The sequence below is a fragment of the Sphingorhabdus arenilitoris genome, from assembly GCF_042651485.1.
Lineage (GTDB): Bacteria > Pseudomonadota > Alphaproteobacteria > Sphingomonadales > Sphingomonadaceae > Sphingorhabdus_B > Sphingorhabdus_B arenilitoris.
On the sequence record NZ_JBHSDH010000013.1, the window covers coordinates 1,724,707 to 1,745,890 of the forward strand.

Consider the following 21,184-nt stretch of genomic DNA (forward strand, 5'->3'; position numbering starts at 1 on the left):
GGTTCACAATGACGGCACAAAAACCCAAACCCTATATCCATATCATCGGCGGCGGCCTCCCCGGTTGGAGCGCGGCGGCAGTGCTTGCCGATCAACTTTCGGCTGTTGCCGATATCCAAATCAATGCCAGCGGCGATGACGATGCCGCCGCCAACGCCGATTATGGCCATATTATATTGGACAGCGAGTCGGTGTTGTTACTGCATAGCGGGATGACGGCAGGCGAATTGGTGTCGGGCGGGCAAGGCGGATTTTCGCTGGGCAGCTGCTTTGAGCGATGGGGGCCCAATGGCCGCCCTGTTTATCATGCGCCGGGCGAACCGCTGCCCGCTCCGGATGGGGTGGCTGTGCATCAAATACTGCGCCGCCTGTCGGTGCAGCAGGGCAATGATGCCTTATTTGCCGATCTATATTTGCCGCTGGCTTTTCAAGCGCGCATGGCCGCCACCGGGAAATTCAGTCCGCCATCCGAAGACCGCCAATCACCCCGGTCGTTGCTGCGCCCGGCAATCACGGTGGATGGCAGCATATTGACCGATATCATGCGCGATAAAGCGATGACCAGCGGCGTGCAATTATCCGGCGGCAACGGGGAAGGCGCGCTGCTCATCATCGATTGCCGCCCGATAATGGGACCAAAAGATATAGATTGCGGCGCGGCTTTGGGATTTGACCGGTGCGTCACAGCACGGTTTCGCGGGCGTGGGCCGCATCCACCCTATGACATTGTCCGGCCATTGGACCATGGGCAAATGAGCATTTTGCCATTGCAGGATGGCGCCATTGTCAACGTCTATTACCCCGCTGCTCTATGGGATACGGACGCGGCGGAGGAAGCGGCAAGAGGGGCGATATCGGGCGCGGTACCGGGAGCGCACGATCCAGCAGATTGCGCAATCATTGCCAATCGCGCCATCTGGCCCGGATATATGGAACGGCCTTGGCAGGGGAATATTGTTCACATCGGGCCGGGCGCGGCGGAGCTGGGTTCGGTCATGGGTGCCGCTGCCAAACTCTTGTCGCATCAACTCGCAACTTTGGTAAGCTTGCTGCCCCGAAATGCCGAAGATGATATGGCGATCAAAGCGGCTGAATATAACCGAAAAGCCGCCGCCTTTTTCGGCCATATGCGTGATTTTCATCAACTGGCGCTGGTGCGCAGCAATATGCAAGGGGACTATTGGAATCAGATGAAGCAGCAGCCCATGTCGCCCAATTTGCAGCGCCGCGTGAGACAGTTTGAACGGCGGGGCCTGCTGGTGTTGATTGACGACGATCCATTTGAAAAGCATAACTGGCTGGAGATGTTGATCGGCCTAGGCATCGTGCCGGCAATATATGACCATGCGGCAGACGGTATCGACATGGACAAAAAAATGAGGGCGCTGGGCGCTATGGTTATGGCATTCGACCAGACCATAGCGGCGATGCCAACACATGGCGATTTCCTGAACCAAATGGCGCATAGGATGACATAATGAGCAACGCAGAACAGGGCATTAAAAATATCGTCATTGTGGGCGGCGGCACGGCAGGGTGGATGACGGCAGCGGCGCTTGGCAACGTGTTTCGCGGCACGGATATGCAGATCGACCTGATCGAATCCGAAGAGATTGGAACGGTGGGTGTGGGTGAGGCGACGATCCCTGAAATATTGAAATATAATGCCATGCTGGGGATTAACGAGGCCGATTTCCTGCGCGCTACAAAAGCCACATTCAAACTGGGCATCGAGTTTATCGGATGGAAAAACGGGCAAGATCGCTATTTTCATCCCTTTGGCGTTTATGGCATGGATATGGAAGGGATCAGCTTCCATCATTTTTGGTTAAAAGCGCGGGCCGACGGCCAAGATATACCGCTCGCCGATTTCTGCCTCGCTTGGCAAGCGGGCGTAAATGGCCGCTTTGCCCATCCCGCTGGGCCGCCCAATGCACCGCTGGCAACGCTGGGCTATGCCTATCATTTTGACGCCGTCCTTTATGCCCGCTTTTTGCGGCAATATGCCGAAGGACATGGGGTGAAACGGCATGAGGGTAAGGTGGTGGAAGTCAAACAGGGCGGTGATACCGGCAATATCGCCGCCGTCAGGCTGCAGGATGGGCGCGAATTGTCCGGCGATTTATTCATCGATTGCACTGGATTTTTCGGGCTGCTGATCGAAAAGACATTGGAGGCTGGTTATGATGACTGGTCCCACTGGCTTCCGTGTAACAGCGCGGTTGCAGTCCCATCGGAGCGCGATCCGGCAAATCGGGCCCTGCGCCCCTATACCACATCGACCACGCGCAAGGCGGGCTGGCAATGGAACATCCCGCTGCAACATCGAACCGGCAATGGCTATGTCTATTCCAATCAGCATATCAGCGATGATGAAGCGGCAGATACATTGTTATCCAATCTGGACGGCAAACCGCTGGCCGACGTCCGTCAGCTGCGTTTCACCACGGGTAAGCGCAAACAGATCTGGAAAAATAACTGTATCGCCATTGGCCTCTCAGCTGGCTTTTTGGAGCCGTTGGAATCGACCAGCATCCATTTGATCCAAAGCGCGATTACAAAGCTGATTAACTTATTTCCCAACAGCATCAATGACAGCGTCAGCCGGTCGATTTTCAATCGTCTGATTGATCAGGAATTTTCCACAATCCGTAACTTCCTGATCCTGCATTATAATGCGACCGAGCGTTCCGGAATGTCCTTTTGGGATCATGTCCGCACAATGGACGTGCCAGATTTCCTGAAAGATAAACGCGAATTGTTTGAACATAGCGGCCGGGTGAACCGCGAAGACAATGAAATTTTTACAGAACCCAGCTGGCTCGCAGTGTTCACGGGCCAAGGGGTGATGCCGCGGCAATATCATCCCATCGCAAATGTGCTGGGGGCGGAAGAGAATCTGGCCCGGTTACAGGCCATTAAAGGGGCAATCGCCCAAACCGCAAACGCAATGCCAAAGCATGAAGATTATGTCGGGCGCATGATCGGCGCATGATGATGACCGGGAAATTCGCTCGATCATTCAGAAAATGTTGCAATGACAACCTTGTCAGCTTAAGGCATTGGCGGTTGAGAGGACCCGAATCCTGACAAGAAACACATATAGGGAACGGATAATTTTGTTCGAGGGAGTTTATTATGGCAGCACCAATAGCAGGCGGGGCAAACCCGCCGGGTAAGTATCAAAGCGCAGGCGGCAAAACGACATTGGTATTATGCCTTGTCTTCGCCGTATTTTTCCTGCTGGCAGGCGTCACCAATATCAATGACGCGCTGGTCGCGAAGTTCAAAGGAATGTTCCAGCTTTCGAATACGGAAGCCAACTTGGTGCAGTTTGCTTTTTTTACTAGCTACGCGCTTTTTTCCATTCCCGCAGGAATCTTGCTGCGCAAAATCGGGTTCATTCGCGGGTTTATTGTTGGATTTCTGATTATTGCAGCGGCAGCACTGCTGTTTATTCCGGCGGCATCAAGCGGGGTTTACATCAATTTTCTGGGTGCGCTGTTCATGATCGGCGGCGGGATAACCTTGCTGCAAGTGGCCATGAACCCATTGGTTACCACGCTTGGCCCGCCTGAAACATCGCATAGCCGCCTGACCTTTGCCCAGATGTTCAACTCGCTGGGAGCATATTTGATTGTCACCTTTGGCGCGGTATATATTTTGGGAGAGAAATCCACCGTTGATCCGACACGTTTATCTCCCACCGAACTGAACGCATTTCGGGTTTCCGAAGCCGAGGTCATCACCCATGTCTATATCGGGGTTGCAGTATTCCTGATCGCGATTGCCGCTATTTTCTGGATGTTTCGCAAATCACTCGACAATGCGGAGGCCGAAGAAGTTCAAGTTGAGGGCATATGGGCGCTGCTGATGAATGATGCGCGGCTGCGTTTCGGGGTCTTGTGCATATTCCTGTATGTTGGCGCAGAAGTAACCATCGGCAGCAATATCGTCGCCTATCTTGGTCAAGCCCGGGTGTTGAGCCTGAGCCACGCAGATGCGGCATGGTATCTTTCCAGCTATTGGGGCGGCGCGCTGATCGGACGTTTTGTCGGAGCATTCATCTTGCGTATCTTCAACCCAGGATATGTTTTGATGGGATTTGCCGGATTGGCGATAACGATGATTGCCGTATCCGCATTTTCCGGAGGCAATATTTCGGCGCTGACCCTGACCGCTGTTGGTCTGTTCAATTCTATCATGTTCCCAACTATCTTCAGCCTCGCAACAGAAGGCATGAAATCAACTAAAGCGGCACAAGCATCCGGGCTGCTGGCAACGGCGATTGTTGGCGGGGCCATTATGCCGGTTTTATACGGCTTGGTTGCGGATGGAACCAACCTGACCGCCGCATTGATCGTTCCCGTCATCTGCTACGCTATTATTGCAGGCTATGGCATTTATGCGCGGGGTCGCCGTCCGGTTGCATAACCGGTGCGAACCGATGGTTAAAAACGGGCGGCGCGGCAACAATATGCTGCGCCGCCCTTTTCGTTCATGACAGGGACAGCCGCTCTTGGTAAGGGAAGCGTCAAGTTAATGACCGGAGAATGTCTGTCCATGAAAATCCATCTGATCGCCGCAAGGTTCCTGCTGATACTGGCCGCTCTGTTCGGTGCGCAAACAGCCATGGCACAAAATGCGGCGCAGGGCGCAGCGGCGGTTCCTGCTGGACCCGATATGGAAAATATCCTCTATCTGGACCTGTCAACCGGCGGGCGCGTCACGATACAGCTATATCCGCAAATTGCCCCTGCGCATGTCGAGCGGATCAAAACACTGACGCGGCAGGGATTTTACGACGGCATTATTTTTCACCGCGTCATCGAAGGGTTCATGGCGCAAACGGGTGACCCCACGGGCACCGGAGAAGGCGACAGCGACTTGCCGGATTTGAAAGCGGAATTTAACCCGATGCCGCATTTGCGCGGAACGGTTTCGATGGCCCGGACCAATGACCCTGATACAGCCAACAGCCAGTTTTTCATCTGTTTCCAGCCCCGTTATGCTCTCGATAATAAATATACCGTCTTTGGCCGCGTGACCGGCGGGATGCAATATGTCGACGCAATTGCGCGCGGCGAACCCCCTGCGCAGCCGGACCGCATCGTGCAGGCCTCCATCGCCGCCGATAATAAAGCGGTGCCGAGCTTCCCCGCGAAGCCCGCTCCGGGGCCAGCAGCTGGCGATGAAGCGGTGATTTCGGTTACCGATTAAGTCGCTGCATATTTTTACTATGGTATAGCGTCCAAAAACGCTAACGGGCGTCATGCGCGTTGATCTGTTTGACTTTCACTTACCTCCTGAAAATATTGCCTTGCGCCCGGTTTCCCCGCGCCATGCGGCCAAGATGTTGCTGGTCCCGGCGGCAGGCGATTTCGGCCATCATCAGGTCATCGACCTGCCCAAACTGTTAAAGGCGGGCGATTGCCTGATCTTTAACGATACCCGCGTCATCCCAGCGCAGCTGACCGGTCGGCGCGGCGACGCGGTGATCGGAGCGACCCTGCATAAACGCATTGACCTGCGCCGTTGGCAGGCTTTTATCCGCAACGCCAAAAGGTTGAAGGTCGGCGATCAGATTGACTTTGGGCAAGATGTCCGCGCGGCCGCCGAACAACGCCATGCCGATGGCAGCTTCACATTATATTTTGAAGGCGATGATCCGGTTGAGCTGCTGCTTGCGCGCGCGGGAACCATGCCGCTGCCCCCCTATATCGCCGGAAAACGCCCGGTCGATGAACGTGATTTAAGCGATTATCAAACAATGTTCGCGCAAAAAGACGGCGCAGTTGCCGCGCCCACCGCCGCGCTACATTTTACCCCTGATCTGACCGAGGCACTGGATGTTGCGGGGATAAAAACCGCCACACTGACCCTGCATGTTGGCGCGGGCACCTTCCTGCCGGTGAAGGCGCAGGATACCGACGATCATAGGATGCATAGCGAGTGGGGCAGCATCGATGCCGCCACCGCAGGCCGGCTGAATCAGGTGCGCGCATCGGGCGGACGGCTTATCGCCGTAGGCACGACATCGCTGCGGCTTATTGAAAGCGCGGCAAAAGATGACGGCACGATAGAGCCATTTGAAGGCGACACCGATATCTTCATCACCCCCGGCTACCGCTTCAAAGCAGCAGGGGGATTGATGACCAATTTTCATCTGCCGAAAAGCACGTTATTCATGCTGGTCAGCGCGATGATGGGCCGCGAACGGATGCAAGCGGCCTATGCCGAAGCCATTGCGCAAAATTATCGCTTTTACAGCTATGGCGATTCGAGCCTGCTATTGCCTTAATGCCGCCGTTCAGCGCGCAAGCAGCGCCTGCCACCAGCCTTCATTTTCAAGATACCAGCGCAGCGTTTGGGCGAAGCCTTCTTCAAAAGTCCGGCTCGCGTGATAGCCTAGCTCCTCTCGCGCCTTGGTTTCATCAATGGCATAGCGGCGGTCGTGCCCTTTGCGGTCGGTGACGAAGCTTTTCAGGCTATCGCTGCTCTTGCCATTGGCTGCGGGCGCATCGGGGTACCGCGCGGCAAGGCCTGCGTCCTTGGCAAAGGCCGCATCAACCGCCGCGCAAATACCATCAATCACCGCCATATTGGGCAGCTCCTGCCCGCCGCCGATATTATAGGTCTCGCCAATCCGGCCCTTTTGCAGCACCGCCTCTATCCCCCGGCAATGATCCTCAACATGCAGCCAGTCCCGCACATTCATGCCGTCCCCGTAAATAGGCAGCGGCTTGCCATTTAAACAGTTGATCAGGAATAACGGGATCAGCTTTTCGGGAAATTGATAGGGGCCATAATTGTTGGAACAATTGCTGGTCGTCGTCTCCAACCCATATGTATGGTGATAGGCGCGAACCAGATGATCGCTGGCCGCTTTCGACGCGGAATAGGGCGAATTAGGCTCATAGGCGGTGGTTTCGCTAAAGGCCGGGTCGTCGGGGCCCAGGCTGCCATAAACCTCATCGGTGGAAACATGGTGGAAACGGTGCGGCCGCCCGTCCCCATCGAGCCAATTTTCCTTCGCAGCCTTTAACAGGCTGTGCGTGCCGATGATATTGGTTTGCAAGAAAGCATCGGGCCCATCGATTGATCGGTCAACATGGCTTTCCGCAGCAAAATGGACAATGGTGTCGATGGCATGATCCCGGACCAGCGCGCTCATCGCCGAATGGTCGCAAATATCCGCAACAATCAGCTCCGCATCCACCCCGTCGAGATTTTCCTTATTCCCGGCATAGGTCAGCGCGTCGACAACGGTGACGGTATCGCCGCTATGCTGCGCCTTCCAATATCGGACGAAATTTGCGCCAATAAAGCCGGCACCGCCGGTGACGAGCAAATTAGCCATTATTTGTAATCTCCCATAGGGTTTCGTGCAGCGCATCGCGCCAATGCCGCGCAGGCGCGCCTAATGCCGTCCATGTCGCCTCTTTTTCCAGCACCGAATAAGCCGGACGTGCGGCGGGTGTGGGATAGGCGCTGGTCGGGATGGCGTTAATGACCGGTATCTGCGTCAGCAACCCAGCCGCCTGCCCTTGTTCGGCAATCGCGACGGCAAATTCGTGCCAGCTGCAAATACCTTCATTGGTGAAATGATATATGCCGCGCGCTTTTTGTGCCGCAAGCGCCAACACCGCCTGGGCCAAATCATGCGCCGCCGTGGGTGATCCCACCTGATCCGCTACCACGCCCAGCGCATCGCGCTCTTTCATCAAACGCAGCATGGTCAGAACGAAATTTGCGCCCTGCGCCGCATAGACCCACGATGTGCGAATAATCAACGCACCGGGCATCGCGGCCTGAACCGCGCGTTCACCTGCCAGCTTGGTTGCGCCATAGATGCTTAAAGGTGATGGCGGCGCATCTGTCGCAATCGGCGTGTCATGGCCGCTGCCAAACACAAAATCGGTGGAGATATGCACAAATAGTTTGCCCGATGCCGCGCAAGCAGCCGCCATAACACCGGGCGCATCGCTGTTGATTGCCTGCGCGAGGGCTGGCTCGCTTTCTGCCTTGTCCACCGCCGTATAGGCTGCGGCGTTGATAACCACATCCGCGCCGCTATTAGCGATGGCCGCTGTGGTTGCCGCGGCATCGGTGATATCGCATTCGGACCGGCCCAGCGCGTCCACCTGCCACTCATCACCTGCTGCGCGCTGCAATGCGCGGCCCAATTGCCCTGCCCCGCCAAACACCAGCGCCTTCATGCAAATAGCTCCGCCTGCGCCAATGGCACGCCCGCCGCATCTTTTGCCGATAGTGACGGCTGCACCCCGTCCAATGGCCAATGGATGGCAAGGTCGGGATCATTCCATAGCAGCGAGCGTTCATGTTCTGGCGCGTAAAATTCGGTGCAGCGATAGAGAAATTCGGTGCTATCCTCCATCGACAAAAAGCCGTGGCCAAATCCCGGCGGCACCCACAAAATGCGTTTATTCTGCGCCGACAAAGTAAACGCTTCCCATTGCAGAAAAGTCGGCGATGACCGCCGCAAATCCACCGCAACATCATAGACGCTGCCTGCGGTGACGCGCACCAATTTCCCTTGCGGTTTTTCAATTTGATAATGCAGACCGCGCAGCACGCCTTTGGCCGACTTGCTGTGATTATCCTGCACAAAGGTCAGATCGAGGCCGAGCGCAGCAAATGTCTGTTCATTCCAGCTTTCGTAGAAAAAACCACGGTCATCGCCAAACAGTTTGGGTTCGATGATTTTAACATCGGCGATGCTGGTATCGATCAATTGCATCAGCCATGTTTCCTGTGCAGCAAGCCGTTGAGATACGCGCCATAGCCGCTTTTAATCAGCGGCTGCGCAATGCGGGACAGCTGCTCATCATCGATAAAGCCCATTTCCCAGGCCACTTCTTCGGGGCAGCATATTTTCATGCCCTGACGGTCCTCAATAACTTGCGTGAACTGCGATGCCTCCAGCAAGCTGTCATGCGTGCCGGTATCGAGCCAGGCAAAGCCCCGGCCCATCATTTCGACATGGAGCGATCCTTGCTCCAAATAGAGCCGGTTCAAATCGGTAATTTCCAATTCCCCGCGGGCCGATGGCTTAATCGATTTGGATAATTCCACAACCTGCTCATCGTAAAAATATAGCCCGGTTACGGCATAGTTGGATTTGGGCTTATCCGGTTTTTCTTCGATGGATACCGCGCGGCCATCGGCATCAAAATCGACCACGCCATAACGCTGCGGATCTTTCACATGATAACCGAAAACGGTCGCGCCATGACTGCGTCCATCGGCCGCACGCAGCAATTCGGGCAAACCATGACCATAGAATATATTATCGCCCAATATCAAAGCGCTGGGGTTATCGCCGATAAAATCATCGCCGATATGAAATGCCTGCGCCAGCCCCGCTGGTTCAGCTTGCACCGCATAGCTGATATGTATGCCCCAATCGGTGCCGTCGCCAAGAAGATAGTGAAATGCAGCCGCGTCATGCGGCGTGGTGATAATCAAGATATCCCGCATCCCTGCCATCATCAGCACCGATAGCGGATAATAGATCATCGGCTTGTCGTAAATCGGCATCAGCTGCTTGCTAACCGCTTTGGTCGCCGGATAAAGCCGCGTGCCCGACCCGCCAGCGAGGATAATGCCTTTGCGCAATGGATAGTCCTTTACATGAAAACCGATGCAGCGCCATTGCCAAGTTAACGGCCAATGTGCAACCCTTCACCGAGGCAAATTGACGCGCCGCCCGATTATGCTACCGCGCTTTATATGACAGGGTTATCGCTATGAAAATAATCATCACCGGTGCGGGCGGGAATATTGGCCGGGCACTTGTCCCCTATTTGCGGGAAAAAGGGCATGAATTGTTGCTCGTTGGGCGCGACGCGGCAAAGTTGCAACAGCTTTTCCCCGGTGATGCCTGCTGCAATTATCATGACCTGCAACATATCGGGTCCGACTATCACTCATGCGTCCATCTGGCCGTGATGAATAATGATCAGCACGGCAGCTTGGCGGATTTTCGTTCCGCCAATCTGACCGGTCTGCAGCATATTTTTAATGATGCGAAGCGCGCGGGCGTGGGGCATTTTATAAATCTGACCAGTTTCCACGCCGCCCATGGAAATCAGCAAGACCCCTATGCAGTCAGCAAACGGGAAGCGGATCAGTGGCTTTTTGAGCAACAGGATATGCGCATCTCGTCGCTATGCCTGCCGGCCGTAAATTCGCAGGACGCGGGCGGCAATCTGGCCAAAGTCAACAAACTGCCCGCTATATTGCGGAAAATTGCATTGGTGGTGTTGGGGGCCGCAAAACCGCTAGTTGATCGCGATTTGGTCGTCGCCGCGATAGCAGGCTTGGTTGAAAAAAATGAAGCCGTTTCGATCAGCCTTGCGAACCCGGTGGACCGCAATATCGTTTATTGGACCTTCAAAAAAATCGTCGATTGGGGCTTTGCCTTGGCGGTGTTGCTGGTGACTTGGTGGTTGATGTTGATCCTGTTTATCGCCGTCAAGCTGGGCAGTCCCGGTCCTGGTATATTTGCGCAAGAACGGGTGGGGCGCCATGGCAAAAGCTTTATTTGCTATAAATATCGAACCATGCGGACAGGCACAAAGCAAGCGGGCACCCATGAACTTTCGGCCGATGCTATCACTGGCATTGGCGCATTTTTGCGCAAGACGAAACTCGACGAATTGCCGCAAGTCATCAACATATTGCGCGGCGAGATCAGCCTTGTTGGTCCGCGCCCGTGCCTGCCGGTGCAAAGCGAGCTGATCAAGGAACGAAAAGAGCGCGGCGTGCTCAATATCCTGCCCGGTATTACCGGTTGGGCGCAGATTAACGATATTGATATGAGCGACCCGGTCCGGCTTGCGCGGGCCGATGCCGATTATATGGCCCGGCGCAGCATCCCGTTCGACCTATCGATTATTTTGAAAACCTTTACGGGGTCAGGGCAAGGGGACCGGACCGCGCGTTAGGGCCGTGGCCTATGACACGCGACCTAATTCTGCGCCGCTAATATGTCGGCGATCCGGCCCGCTGCGAAACCGTCGCCGTAGGGATTATGGGCGCGTGACATGGCCTGATAAGCGGTGTCATCATCGAGCAGCTTGATCACTTCGCAGGCCAGAGCGGTGCTATCGGTTCCGATTAGTTTAACCGTGCCGGCCTCAACCGCTTCGGGCCGTTCGGTGGTGTCGCGCGTGACCAGAACCGGCTTCCCAAAACTCGGCGCTTCTTCTTGCAGGCCGCCGCTGTCGGTGACCACCAGCGCACAGCGGTTGAGCAGCCAGACAAAAGGCAGATAGCTTTGCGGCTCGGCCAGAAAAACATTGTCAACGCCGGTCAATACCTTGTCCACGGCATTTTTAACCTTGGGATTAAGATGCACGGGATATAATATCTGCACATCACCGCGCGCCGCAATTTGGGCCAGCGCCTCGCACACCCGGGCAATGCCGCCATCATGATTTTCGCGGCGATGTCCGGTTACCAGGATAAGACGTTTTGACGGATCGAGATAGGGAAAGGCTGCTTCAAATTCGGCATTCAGCGCCGCATCATTTTCAATCTTATCCTTTACCATCATCAATGCATCGATCACCGTGTTACCGGTGACGTGGATCGTATCGGGCGCAACCGCTTCCTCAATCAAATTCGCCCGCGACAAAGCCGTGGGAGCAAAATGAAGGTTGGTGATCCGTCCGGTAATCTGACGATTGGCTTCCTCCGGCCAGGGCGATAACAGGTTTCGCGTGCGCAGCCCCGCCTCGACATGGCCGACTTTTGCCCCGGCATAAAAAGCGGCCAGCGCCGCCGCCGTCGATGTCGTAGTATCGCCATGAACCAGCACATAATCCGGCTTCATATCGGCCAGCACGGGCTCCAACCCCTCCAGAACCGCCGTCGTAATATGAGTCAGGCCCTGCCCCGCCTTCATAATTTTCAAATCAATATCGGGCACGATCCCAAACAAGCTGTTCACCTGCTCCAGCATTTCGGCATGCTGCCCGGTGACGCAGACGCGGGCGTCAAAACGCGGATCAGCCGCCAGTTTCAGGACAACCGGCGCCATTTTAATCGCTTCGGGCCGCGTTCCAAATACACTCAATATTTTGGTGGGATGTATCATGGCCCGCTAAATGCCGCGCCGCAGCATAAGGCGCAAGCTTAATATGCGGTCAAAGCCTGTCCAGCGACGCTTTATGGGACCCGAAATTACGCGCCGCACCGGCCATGAAATGCGCAATTTTCACCATGTCCGCCGCGCCTTCATGGGGCAACGGAGCGCGCAATTTGCGGCTATCGGGAAATACACCATATCCCGCAAACAGGCAGTGCCAGCTGATATTACCATAATAATTGCCAATATTCAGCCGCGCGATTTCGGCGGCCATATCCTTACCCGTAAACCAGGCCGTCATCATCGCTTTCAGATTATCCGACAGATGGTCATTCGCCGCATTATCGCGCCAATAGTCATTATCACCGCGCTGATTCAACCGGTAGTGAGCGACGATATAATCGCGTATCCCTTCATACCGAGCGGCAATGCGCTGGTTGAAAATATCGCGGTTCTTCGGCCCAAATTCGCCATCGTCAAAAGCCGCCATAAATTGTTGCGCCGTGGCAATTACAATGTGGATTGCGGTTGCCTCCAATGGTTCGATAAAACCTTGTGACAGGCCCATGGCAAGGCTGTTCGCGCTCCAACTGTCGGCAAGGCGGCCGACACGCATTTGCAAATGCCGCGCGCTGACATCGCTATCCAGCATATCCAGCGCCGCCCGCAATTCGGTTTCGGCGGCATCCGGATCAATATATTTGTCCGAATAAACATAGCCGTTGCCATGCCGCTGCGTCAGCGGAATGGACCAGCGCCAACCGGCATTCATTGCGGTCGCACCGGTCGCTATCGCCGCCGAACCCGCCGCATCCAAATCCGGCGGCGTTGGCATGACCACGGCGCGGTTGTTGAACAGGTTATCGGCAAAGGGAATATAGGGGGCGCCCAGCGCTTTTTCATTGATGATCGCGCGAAAGCCCGAACAATCGACAAAAAAATCGCCGTCGATGCGCTGTCCTTCTTCGCCCAGCAATGCGTCCACATTGCCATCATCACCGACAATCACATCCTCGATCCGCATCGGGATATGCCGCACCCCCAAACTGGCGGCGTGCCCGCGCAGAAAATCGCCCAATTTATAGGCGTCAAAATGATAGCCATAGCTCAGCTCAAAGGGGAAATTGTCGGACGGATGCGGTCCGCTGCGCTGCGCCGCCAAATGCGGGGAGAGATAAAAGCTATCGGGATGGGCCGGCACATCAATCCCCGCACGCCGCATTGCCGCATTGCGGATAAAGCTCGGCTCGCTATGCATATCGAGCGGCGCAGGAAAGGGATGAAAATAGCTGTCATAGCCATTTTTATGGGACCAGCCAGCAAAGCGGATCCCGATTTTATAGGTCGCGTCGCAGGCCGGCATCCACAGGGATTCGGATATATTTAGCTGGTCAAAAAATGCCTTTAGCTGCGGCGTGGACCCCTCACCGACGCCGATAATGCCAATATCGGGCGATTCCACCACCTGAATTTCAACATTTTTCCCGCGCCAATGATGGGCGAACAGATTGGCGGTGATCCACCCGGCCGAACCGCCGCCCAATATTACAAAGCGAAAGGCTTTTTCGGCGGTCATATCTTCCCGATGATGAAACCAAATGCAGGCAGTGAAGCTGCGCTGCTGCCACCGGGCGCGATCAAAATATCCTGCGGGTCAATATTATGCGCGGCAATGTCGATGCTGCCCGTGCCCATATTAAACAGGCAGGAAATCTGCGTCCCGTCATGTTCGCGCACCAGCTCCAGCAAGTCGCCTTGCGCATCGCATTTCGCAATATTACCCGCCCGTAAAGCCGGTATCTGGTTGCGCAAAGCGATCAACCGGCGGGTCAAATTCAACATGGAAGCGGCATCGGCATTTTGGCGGTCGACCGCCATCGCAATATGGTCCTCGCCCAGCGGCAACCATGTCTCGCCGCTGCCAAAACCGGCATTATGGCTTTCCGCTTCCCATGGCATCGGGGTGCGGGCTCCGTCGCGGGACAGAGTAAGCGGCCAGTTGCGCAGCGCCTCAGGATCTTGCACCAGCTCAAAGGGTATATCGACTTGCGTCAGGCCCAATTCTTCGCCCTGATACAGGATGATATTGCCGCGAAGCATGGTGATGAGCGCCATTTTCATCTGGGCAAAGGCGCTGCGATATTCGGGCCCGGTCCAGCGGCTGACGGCACGCGGCGCGTCGTGATTTTCGAACGCCCATGTCGGCCATCCCGTGCCGTCCGCCTCTTCCCATTTGGCGAGCGATGAACAGATTAAATCGGGCGTTAGTTTTTCGGCATAGAGGAAATCGAAACTATAGGCGCTGTGCATCCGGTCATTCCCGGCGGCACATTTTTTCATAAATTCATCGGGCGCAGTGCCGCCGACTTCGGCGACGGTGAAGCGGCCTTCATATTCATCGGTCACGCTGCGCAAGCGCGAAAGGAAATCAAATATCGCGGGGTGCCCTTGATTATAGACATTATTCTGAAAATCGTGGCTGCGCGTTTTGACCTTATGATTATTCATCGTCGGTTGATTATCGGTCAACGCAGGATCGTGCATCATATGCAGCACCGCGTCGATGCGGAAACCATCAACGCCGCGGTCCAACCAGAATCGCGATGTATCAAGCAGCGCATCCTGCACCGCCGGACAATGCAAGTTCAGGTCAGGTTGCTGCGTCAGGAAATTGTGGAAATAATATTGCTGCCGCCGCGCATCCCATGCCCATGCCGGACCGCCAAATATCGACTGCCAATTATTGGGCGGGCTGCCATCTGCCTTGGGGTCGGCCCAGACATACCAATCGGCCTTTTCATTGTCACGGCTCGAACGGCTTTCGGTAAACCAAGCATGCTGATCGCTGCTATGCGAATAGACCTGATCGATAATCACCTTCAGCCCCAATTTATGGGCTTTTTCGATCAAGGCGTCAAAATCGTCCAGGCTACCGAATATCGGATCGACCGCGCTGAAATCGGAAACATCATATCCAAAATCATGCATCGGCGATTTGAAAAACGGTGACAGCCATATGGCGTCCACGCCCAGATCGGCCACATAATCCAGACGCGACGTGATGCCCGGCAAGTCGCCGATACCGTCGCCATTGCTGTCCATGAAACTGCGCGGATAAATCTGATATATGGTCGCGCCTTTCCACCAGGGTGCATGGGCGCTGTGTGCCGGTTTCACAGCGGCGGATTCAGGGTGAGTGATGTGGTTCAATTGCCTGCTCCTAATGCTTCTGCGCGACCGCCAAAAACCAGCCCATGCAATTTTGTGAAATTCGTCATGCTACCATCCTATGTCCGGCATCGGACTTGCAATATTGTTCGATCCATTGATTATGCGGGATCATCTTGTCTGCTTGTGCATTGGCATGCTGTGCTGCCAACCCCAAAAATTCTGTAAGCTGTCCGTCGCTTATCTGCCCAGCCATTGGATGCCAGCTTTGCGGCGTCACCCCTTGGCCGGTCATCACCTGTAACCAGCCAACCTCGGTGAATAGCTCATCGCCTTCGCGCATGATCCGCCCGCTTGATTCAAACAGAGCCAAACGCCGCGCCAAGCTTTTGGGAATATCCGTTTTTCGGCCCGCTTCCCAAAATGCTTCGCTGCGCCCATTGCGGTGATAATGCAGGATCAGGAAATCGCGGATGGCGAGCCATTCCGCCTGCGTCCGGCGATTATATTCTTCGATGTCGGCGGCGGCGTCGGTGTCGCCGGGGAAAAATTGCAAAATCCTCTCAATCGCCGATTGGACCAGATGGATGCTGGTTGATTCCAGCGGTTCCATAAAACCAGCGGCAAGCCCCAATGCGACGACATTCGATTTCCAGCTATCGCGCCGCATCCCCGTGGTAAATTTGATCAAACGCGGATCGCCAATGGCCGCGCCGTCCAAATGGGACAGCAAGATAGAGGCCGCCTCATCATCCGACATAAAATCGCTGCAATAAACATGGCCGTTACCGGTCCTGTGCTGCAACGGGATACGCCATTGCCACCCCGCCGCGCGGGCGCTGGACCTCGTGTAGGGGGTGATGACGAATGCCGCCTCGCACTGCACCGCTGCCGCGCGGTTGCAGGGCAGCAAGTCGCTCCAATCATCAAAGCCACTCTCCATAGCGCCGCCAATCAGCAGCGCGGCAAATCCGGTGCAGTCGATAAAGAAATCGCCCCCCACCTGTCTGCCATCATCCAGCCGCAATGCGCTGATCCGGCCCTCTTGCTGCTGTGCCTCGGCTATTTTGCCTTCGATACGCTTCACGCCTTTGTCCTCGGCATAGCGGCGCAAAAAGGCGGCATAGAGTCCAGCGTCAAAATGATAGGCCCAGGCCGTTCCCGATGGCATTTGCCCCGGCCGTTCCTGCACCGGCGAAAACCGGTTTTGCGCAGCCGCTATCGCAGTGGGACTATAGGACCATAGATCGCGGGCACCGCCGCGCTGCTGATCACGCAGGACATAATGGTGAAAGGGGACAAAGCCCAATTGCCGGCCAATCTGGCCAAAAGCGTGGATGTATTTTTTGCCCGGCGCGGACCAGCCATCAAATTCGATGCCCAATTTGTAACTGCCCTGCGTGGCTTTCAAAAATTCGGCTTCATCAATGCCAAGGGCATTATTGAAATTTTGAATTTGCGGAATGGTTGCTTCGCCGACACCTACAGTGCCGATCGCATCCGATTCAACAAGCGTGACATTATGCCCGCCGCCCAGAAACCGGGCAAAGGCCGCAGCGGCCATCCAACCCGCCGTCCCGCCTCCTGCGATGACAATGTCACGCATTGAAAATCTCTCCATGCCGCATGGTATAGACCATGTATCATAGCCACGAAAAACGAACCTTTCTACCTTGCGGGAGGATGCAAGGAGAAAGGTTCAGAATTCAGACCATCAGAATTTGAAGTTGAAACCGGCTAAGAAACGCCGACCATAAATTTGATAGTCAATAACTTGGTTGGCATTGCCGCCGATGGACGCAAAACGCTCATCGGTCAGGTTCTGACCCTGCAGATACAGTGACAGTCCTTCAAGCGCACTACCTTCTTGGAAGTCATAACCAATTTGCGCATCAATGATTGTTTCTGCAAGCGCAGTCCGCCGGGTTGGCGAACCGCCAAAACCGGTGAAATCGCCCAAGAAGGTTGAACGGTAGCGAGCACTACCGCGCGCATTGAAGCCCCATTTTTCGAAATAAGCAGTCGCGTTGACAACCCATTTTGAATAGCCGGGAATTTGCGTGCGGTTGCCAGCGGCATCTTCAATGTTGGTTTTGGTATAGCTGGCACCGCCAGTGATACCAAAACCGTCCAAGGCCGATGTCAAATTACTCAGCGGCATGGTGACGGACAATTCAGCACCATATAGGTCGCCCCCGCCGGTATTTACAGGCGCATCAAGTGTTCCAAGCGTCGGCAAATTCGGGAAGGCTGCTGCACCCGTTGGCTCTGGCAGTGCAGAGAAATCAAACGGGAAACGACCGTTGAAAATAAAGCTCTTAATGTCTTTATAGAAAAGCTGCGCAGCAATTACCCCGCCTTGGCCAAAATATTGCTCTACGTTGAAATCAACAGCATTGGCGCGGAAGGGGCGAAGGAATGGGTTGCCGCCGCCGCCACGAATGATGCCACCTGGGACGCTACTATCAATGCCATATCCGATCGACAAACGTGTATCGTCCAACCGTGCCCGCATAATTTCCCGGGCAGCTGCGAAACGGATGACAGTATCGCTATTCAAACGCAATGACAGGTTCAAGCTGGGCAGAATATCCCAATAGTTGTCACCAAGGGTGCGCAATTCAGGACCTGTTGCCGGGAAAATAAATCCGGTTGATTTCTGCTCAGTGTTAATTGCCTGAACGCCGACATTACCGGTCAGGGTGCCGAAACCAAGCTCTGACTCCAGATTTGCCTGCAAATACGCCGTCATCAAATCTTCGTTTACAGTATAGCCTTTGCCGAGCACGTCATTCGCTGCGTTTGGACCAGTTGTTGTCCGTGGCTCAAGCTCCAACACGCCAGCATCGATTAAATCGCGTGCGTCATAGCTGACGATTGGCCCAAGACCCAAATAGCTCAAATTGGTCGATTCCAACAGGAATTGAGAAGGAATTGATGCCGTTACGGCTGTACCGGGCAAACGCACAAATGCTTCGTCAGGCGTCAGCGACTTTTCGCGTGTTGTATAGTTCAAACCAAATTGCAGGCTTTTGACAAAACTGCCTTCAAATTCACGCTCAACTTCGGTGCGGAATTGGAACAATTCATCTTCAACAATACGGTTGTTGAAATAGCCCGCCTGCGGCACTGTCCCGCCGCCCCAACCGAGCGGATCGGTCAGGAAAATGGTGGAAGGGTCACTATAATTCAGTGACGGGTTGAACACGGTTCCCGTAGGGCCAGATGCAAAACCAATCGTTGCAGATGCGCCATTGCCGGTGTCATCGCCGTTAAATCCTGTGCCCGCATAGCTTTCAAGGCTCAGTTCATTACGATCGGTGCGCGAATAACCAAAGTCAAACATGGCCTTCCAGCCATCATCACCTTCATAATCGGCGTTGAAGCCAAAAGAATAAAGATCGGCTTTCCGCTGGAAAATATCATTACGGATAACGCCGCGCACATTGCTGAATGTGCCCGCGGTTGCAAATCCATCTTCTTGCGAAGTAATAGCCGTAGAAGTACCAAAGGCTCCAAAGCCAAGCGGCAATTCGATACCACGCTTCGATTGGTCATCGTTGAAATTGGAATAGAACCCATCCACAGTGAGCATCAAGTTATCTGTAGCTTGGAATTGCAACGTGCCGTTCAGTCCAAGACGCTTCAACGTGGTCGATGTGACGAAACTTTTTGAACCGCCGATGACACTTGGTGATGCCGCCGTGCCGCTCCCTGCGTAGCCCCAAGCATTGAATTCTTGGATCTGATAAGGCTCATCCACATAAGACGCCGCCAAGGAAATTCCGACAGTATCGTCTGCGAATTGATCGACATAAGTGGCATTTGCCCGGTAGCCAAGTTCACTCGACCCGGCATTCAGCGCCCCTAAATCTGCGTATGAACCACGCGCGCCGACAGCCAGAACGCGCTTGCCATATTCGAGCGGACGGATGGTGCGAATATCGATTGTACCGACCAGACCCTGGCCGACCAACGACGCGGTTGGTGACTTGTAAACCACGACTTGGCTGACAACTTCTGAAGGATATTGATCAAGTTCCACCGACCGGTTGTCGCTGGTTGTAGTTTGTTCCCGGCCATTCAACAAGGTCTGCGAAAAGTCGGGTCCAAAACCGCGAATGGCGATAACGTTTGCGCGGCCATTAAGCCGTTGCGCAGCGAGGCCGGGCAAGCGCGCAATTGATTCACCAATGGACGCATCGGGAAGCTTACCGATATCTTCTGCTGTAACCGACTCAACGATCTGATCGCTGGTCCGCTTCTCATTCACCGCGCTTTCAAGGCTGGCGCGGAAACCGGTGACGACGATGGCGTCATCTTCTTCGGTTTGCGCGGCTTGATCGGCGTCGTCGGCGGCATCCTGTGCGAATGCATTTTGTGCGGACAGGATCATCACCATGCCCAGTGCTGTGCGGCTCGCATTCGTCAATAGCTTGCGGCTGCCAAAATTAGATTTTTTCATGTTCACTCCCCGGCTGTTCAGACTTTTTTGTGTCGTCTGATGTGGCAAATCTTCGGCAGGAGCGTGAACCATCTTTGGCGACTCCCCTCCCAAAGTTGGCCGCTTCTAGGCATCATAAACCGGTTATGCATAGTTTGCATACGTATACGCAGTTTATGCTGCGCCGCATCATGTCACATTTACGCAACATGTTGAGCGGCGCAGAATGCTTGCATTTCCGCCAGAAAACCCTAAATCAAAATCTGGTTAAGAGAGACATGCAAAATGCATGAGCGGGAGCATAAAATGGGCCGCTTGCCATCACGCAAGCCAACATCATTTGATATTGCATATCTGGCGGGCGTGTCTCAGCCAACGGTATCGCGCGCCCTGCGCGGCAGCCCATCGGTTAGCAAAGCGACGCGCGACCGGATCGAACAAATTGCGCAGGAATTAAATTACCGCGTCGACAAAAATGCGTCGTCGCTGCGTTCGCAACAATCAAAGACATTGGCGCTGCTTTTTTTCGAAGACCCCACCCCCGACGGTAGCCATATTAACCCGTTTTTCCTGTCGATGCTGGGATCGATCACGCGCCAATGTGCGCTGCGCGGCTATGACCTGCTGATCTCTTTTCAGCAATTATCGGGCAATTGGCATATCGATTATCAGGACAGCCATAAAGCCGACGGCCTGATCCTTTTGGGCTATGGCGATTATGAACAATATCGCGAAAGGCTAACCAATTTGGTCGATCAAGGAACCGACTTTGTCCGCTGGGGCTTGCCGCTGACCGATGAACCCGGGCTAACATTGGGGTCGGATAATTATGGCGGCGGGTTGGAAGCGGTGCGGCATTTGATCGCGAAGGGGCGGCGGCGCATTGCCTTTATCGGCACCGCGTCGAGCCATGCGCCCGAATTTGAAGCGCGCTGGAAAGGATATCGCGACGCTTTGGCCGAAGCGGGGCTGGATAGTGATCCCATGTTGCAAGCCGAAGGGTTTAGTTCGGAGGCGACCGGTGAGAATGCTGTGCAGGCCTTCCTGGAAAATGGCGCCGAATTTGACGCCATTTTTGCCGCATCCGATCTGATCGCCATTGGCGCGATGCGCGTGCTGCAAGCCGCGGGCAAGGTCATTCCGCGCGATGTTGCCGTCGTTGGTTTTGACGATATTCCAGCCTCCAGCATGACCGCGCCGCCGCTGTCTTCGGTGATGCAGGATTTGAAAGCAGCAGGCGAGGCGCTGGTTACCGCCTTGATCCGCAAAATTGACGGCGAAGAGGTTGAATCCTGCGCTTTGCCCGTCAAATTGATGATCCGGGGCTCCTCGCTTTAGGGCCAACACTCAGTTCAGGCATACGTATGCGCGATGGCTGCGGTTATTGTGCGGTCCCATGCAAGCTGCCAATAAGAGCGACAGGGCAGTTGTGACTGCAACTGATATGGGAGAGTATA

16 protein-coding genes are annotated in these 21,184 nt (G+C 54.8%); 7 read left to right on the forward strand and 9 right to left on the reverse strand.

Annotation, left to right across the window (positions count from 1 at the left end):
- Positions 1-8 precede the first annotated feature (8 nt).
- From ACFOWX_RS12515 to queA, 5 genes are all read left to right on the forward strand, one after another.
- Positions 9-1,478 carry a tryptophan 7-halogenase gene (locus ACFOWX_RS12515; RefSeq protein ID WP_381424611.1) on the forward strand — a complete coding sequence of 490 codons (1,470 nt, stop codon included), beginning with the start codon at positions 9-11 and terminating at the stop codon, positions 1,476-1,478.
- Positions 1,478-2,995: a tryptophan halogenase family protein gene (locus ACFOWX_RS12520; RefSeq protein WP_381424613.1), complete on the forward strand. Its 1,518-nt coding sequence runs from the start codon at positions 1,478-1,480 to the stop codon at positions 2,993-2,995. Before ACFOWX_RS12515 ends, ACFOWX_RS12520 begins: the two co-directional genes overlap by 1 nt.
- Positions 2,996-3,138: 143 nt before the next feature.
- A complete protein-coding gene (locus ACFOWX_RS12525; RefSeq protein WP_381424615.1) occupies positions 3,139-4,434 on the forward strand; it encodes a sugar MFS transporter in 1,296 nt (431 codons plus the stop codon).
- A gap of 129 nt (positions 4,435-4,563) precedes the next feature.
- A complete protein-coding gene (locus ACFOWX_RS12530) occupies positions 4,564-5,220 on the forward strand; it encodes a peptidylprolyl isomerase (RefSeq protein ID WP_381424618.1) in 657 nt (218 codons plus the stop codon).
- Between the two features lie 52 nt (positions 5,221-5,272).
- Complete coding sequence (gene queA, locus ACFOWX_RS12535; RefSeq protein ID WP_381424620.1) at positions 5,273-6,301, forward strand: tRNA preQ1(34) S-adenosylmethionine ribosyltransferase-isomerase QueA; 1,029 nt, start codon at positions 5,273-5,275, stop codon at positions 6,299-6,301.
- A gap of 9 nt (positions 6,302-6,310) precedes the next feature.
- Here the strand turns inward: queA and rfbB are convergent, their stop codons facing one another.
- Genes rfbB through rfbA form a run of 4 tightly spaced genes read right to left on the reverse strand, consistent with a single transcriptional unit; the run spans position 6,311 to position 9,639 of the window.
- Positions 6,311-7,360, reverse strand: a complete 1,050-nt coding sequence (gene rfbB / locus ACFOWX_RS12540) for a dTDP-glucose 4,6-dehydratase (protein WP_381424622.1) — start codon at positions 7,358-7,360, stop codon at positions 6,311-6,313.
- Positions 7,353-8,219 carry a dTDP-4-dehydrorhamnose reductase gene (gene rfbD, locus ACFOWX_RS12545; RefSeq protein WP_381424624.1) on the reverse strand — a complete coding sequence of 289 codons (867 nt, stop codon included), beginning with the start codon at positions 8,217-8,219 and terminating at the stop codon, positions 7,353-7,355. Before rfbD ends, rfbB begins: the two co-directional genes overlap by 8 nt.
- Entirely contained in the window at positions 8,216-8,761 is a 546-nt protein-coding gene (gene rfbC, locus ACFOWX_RS12550; protein WP_381424626.1) for a dTDP-4-dehydrorhamnose 3,5-epimerase, read from the reverse strand. The genes rfbD and rfbC overlap by 4 nt, the downstream gene beginning before the upstream one ends.
- On the reverse strand, positions 8,761-9,639 hold the full coding sequence (gene rfbA / locus ACFOWX_RS12555; protein ID WP_381424628.1) for a glucose-1-phosphate thymidylyltransferase RfbA: 879 nt from the start codon (positions 9,637-9,639) through the stop codon (positions 8,761-8,763). Before rfbA ends, rfbC begins: the two co-directional genes overlap by 1 nt.
- Before the next feature lie 131 nt (positions 9,640-9,770).
- Here rfbA and ACFOWX_RS12560 point away from each other — a divergent pair, with 131 nt between their 5' ends.
- Positions 9,771-10,970 carry a sugar transferase gene (locus ACFOWX_RS12560; protein WP_381424631.1) on the forward strand — a complete coding sequence of 400 codons (1,200 nt, stop codon included), beginning with the start codon at positions 9,771-9,773 and terminating at the stop codon, positions 10,968-10,970.
- Positions 10,971-10,993: 23 nt separating this feature from the next.
- Here the strand turns inward: ACFOWX_RS12560 and wecB are convergent, their stop codons facing one another.
- The 5 genes from wecB to ACFOWX_RS12585 all read right to left on the reverse strand — a co-directional run bounded on the left by wecB (position 10,994) and on the right by ACFOWX_RS12585 (position 19,748).
- Entirely contained in the window at positions 10,994-12,124 is a 1,131-nt protein-coding gene (wecB, locus tag ACFOWX_RS12565; protein ID WP_381424633.1) for a non-hydrolyzing UDP-N-acetylglucosamine 2-epimerase, read from the reverse strand.
- A 49-nt stretch (positions 12,125-12,173) separates the two neighbouring features.
- Entirely contained in the window at positions 12,174-13,691 is a 1,518-nt protein-coding gene (locus tag ACFOWX_RS12570; protein WP_381424635.1) for a tryptophan halogenase family protein, read from the reverse strand.
- Complete coding sequence (locus ACFOWX_RS12575) at positions 13,688-15,316, reverse strand: alpha-amylase family glycosyl hydrolase (protein ID WP_381425060.1); 1,629 nt, start codon at positions 15,314-15,316, stop codon at positions 13,688-13,690. The genes ACFOWX_RS12570 and ACFOWX_RS12575 overlap by 4 nt, the downstream gene beginning before the upstream one ends.
- 73 nt (positions 15,317-15,389) lie before the next feature.
- Positions 15,390-16,889 (reverse strand): tryptophan halogenase family protein, encoded by a 1,500-nt coding sequence (locus tag ACFOWX_RS12580; protein ID WP_381424637.1) that lies wholly within the window; start codon positions 16,887-16,889, stop codon positions 15,390-15,392.
- Positions 16,890-16,997: 108 nt separating this feature from the next.
- On the reverse strand, positions 16,998-19,748 hold the full coding sequence (locus ACFOWX_RS12585) for a TonB-dependent receptor (RefSeq protein WP_381424640.1): 2,751 nt from the start codon (positions 19,746-19,748) through the stop codon (positions 16,998-17,000).
- 285 nt (positions 19,749-20,033) lie between these two features.
- Between ACFOWX_RS12585 and ACFOWX_RS12590 the strand changes: the two genes are divergently transcribed.
- On the forward strand, positions 20,034-21,065 hold the full coding sequence (locus ACFOWX_RS12590; RefSeq protein ID WP_381424642.1) for a LacI family DNA-binding transcriptional regulator: 1,032 nt from the start codon (positions 20,034-20,036) through the stop codon (positions 21,063-21,065).
- Positions 21,066-21,184: the final 119 nt, after the last annotated feature.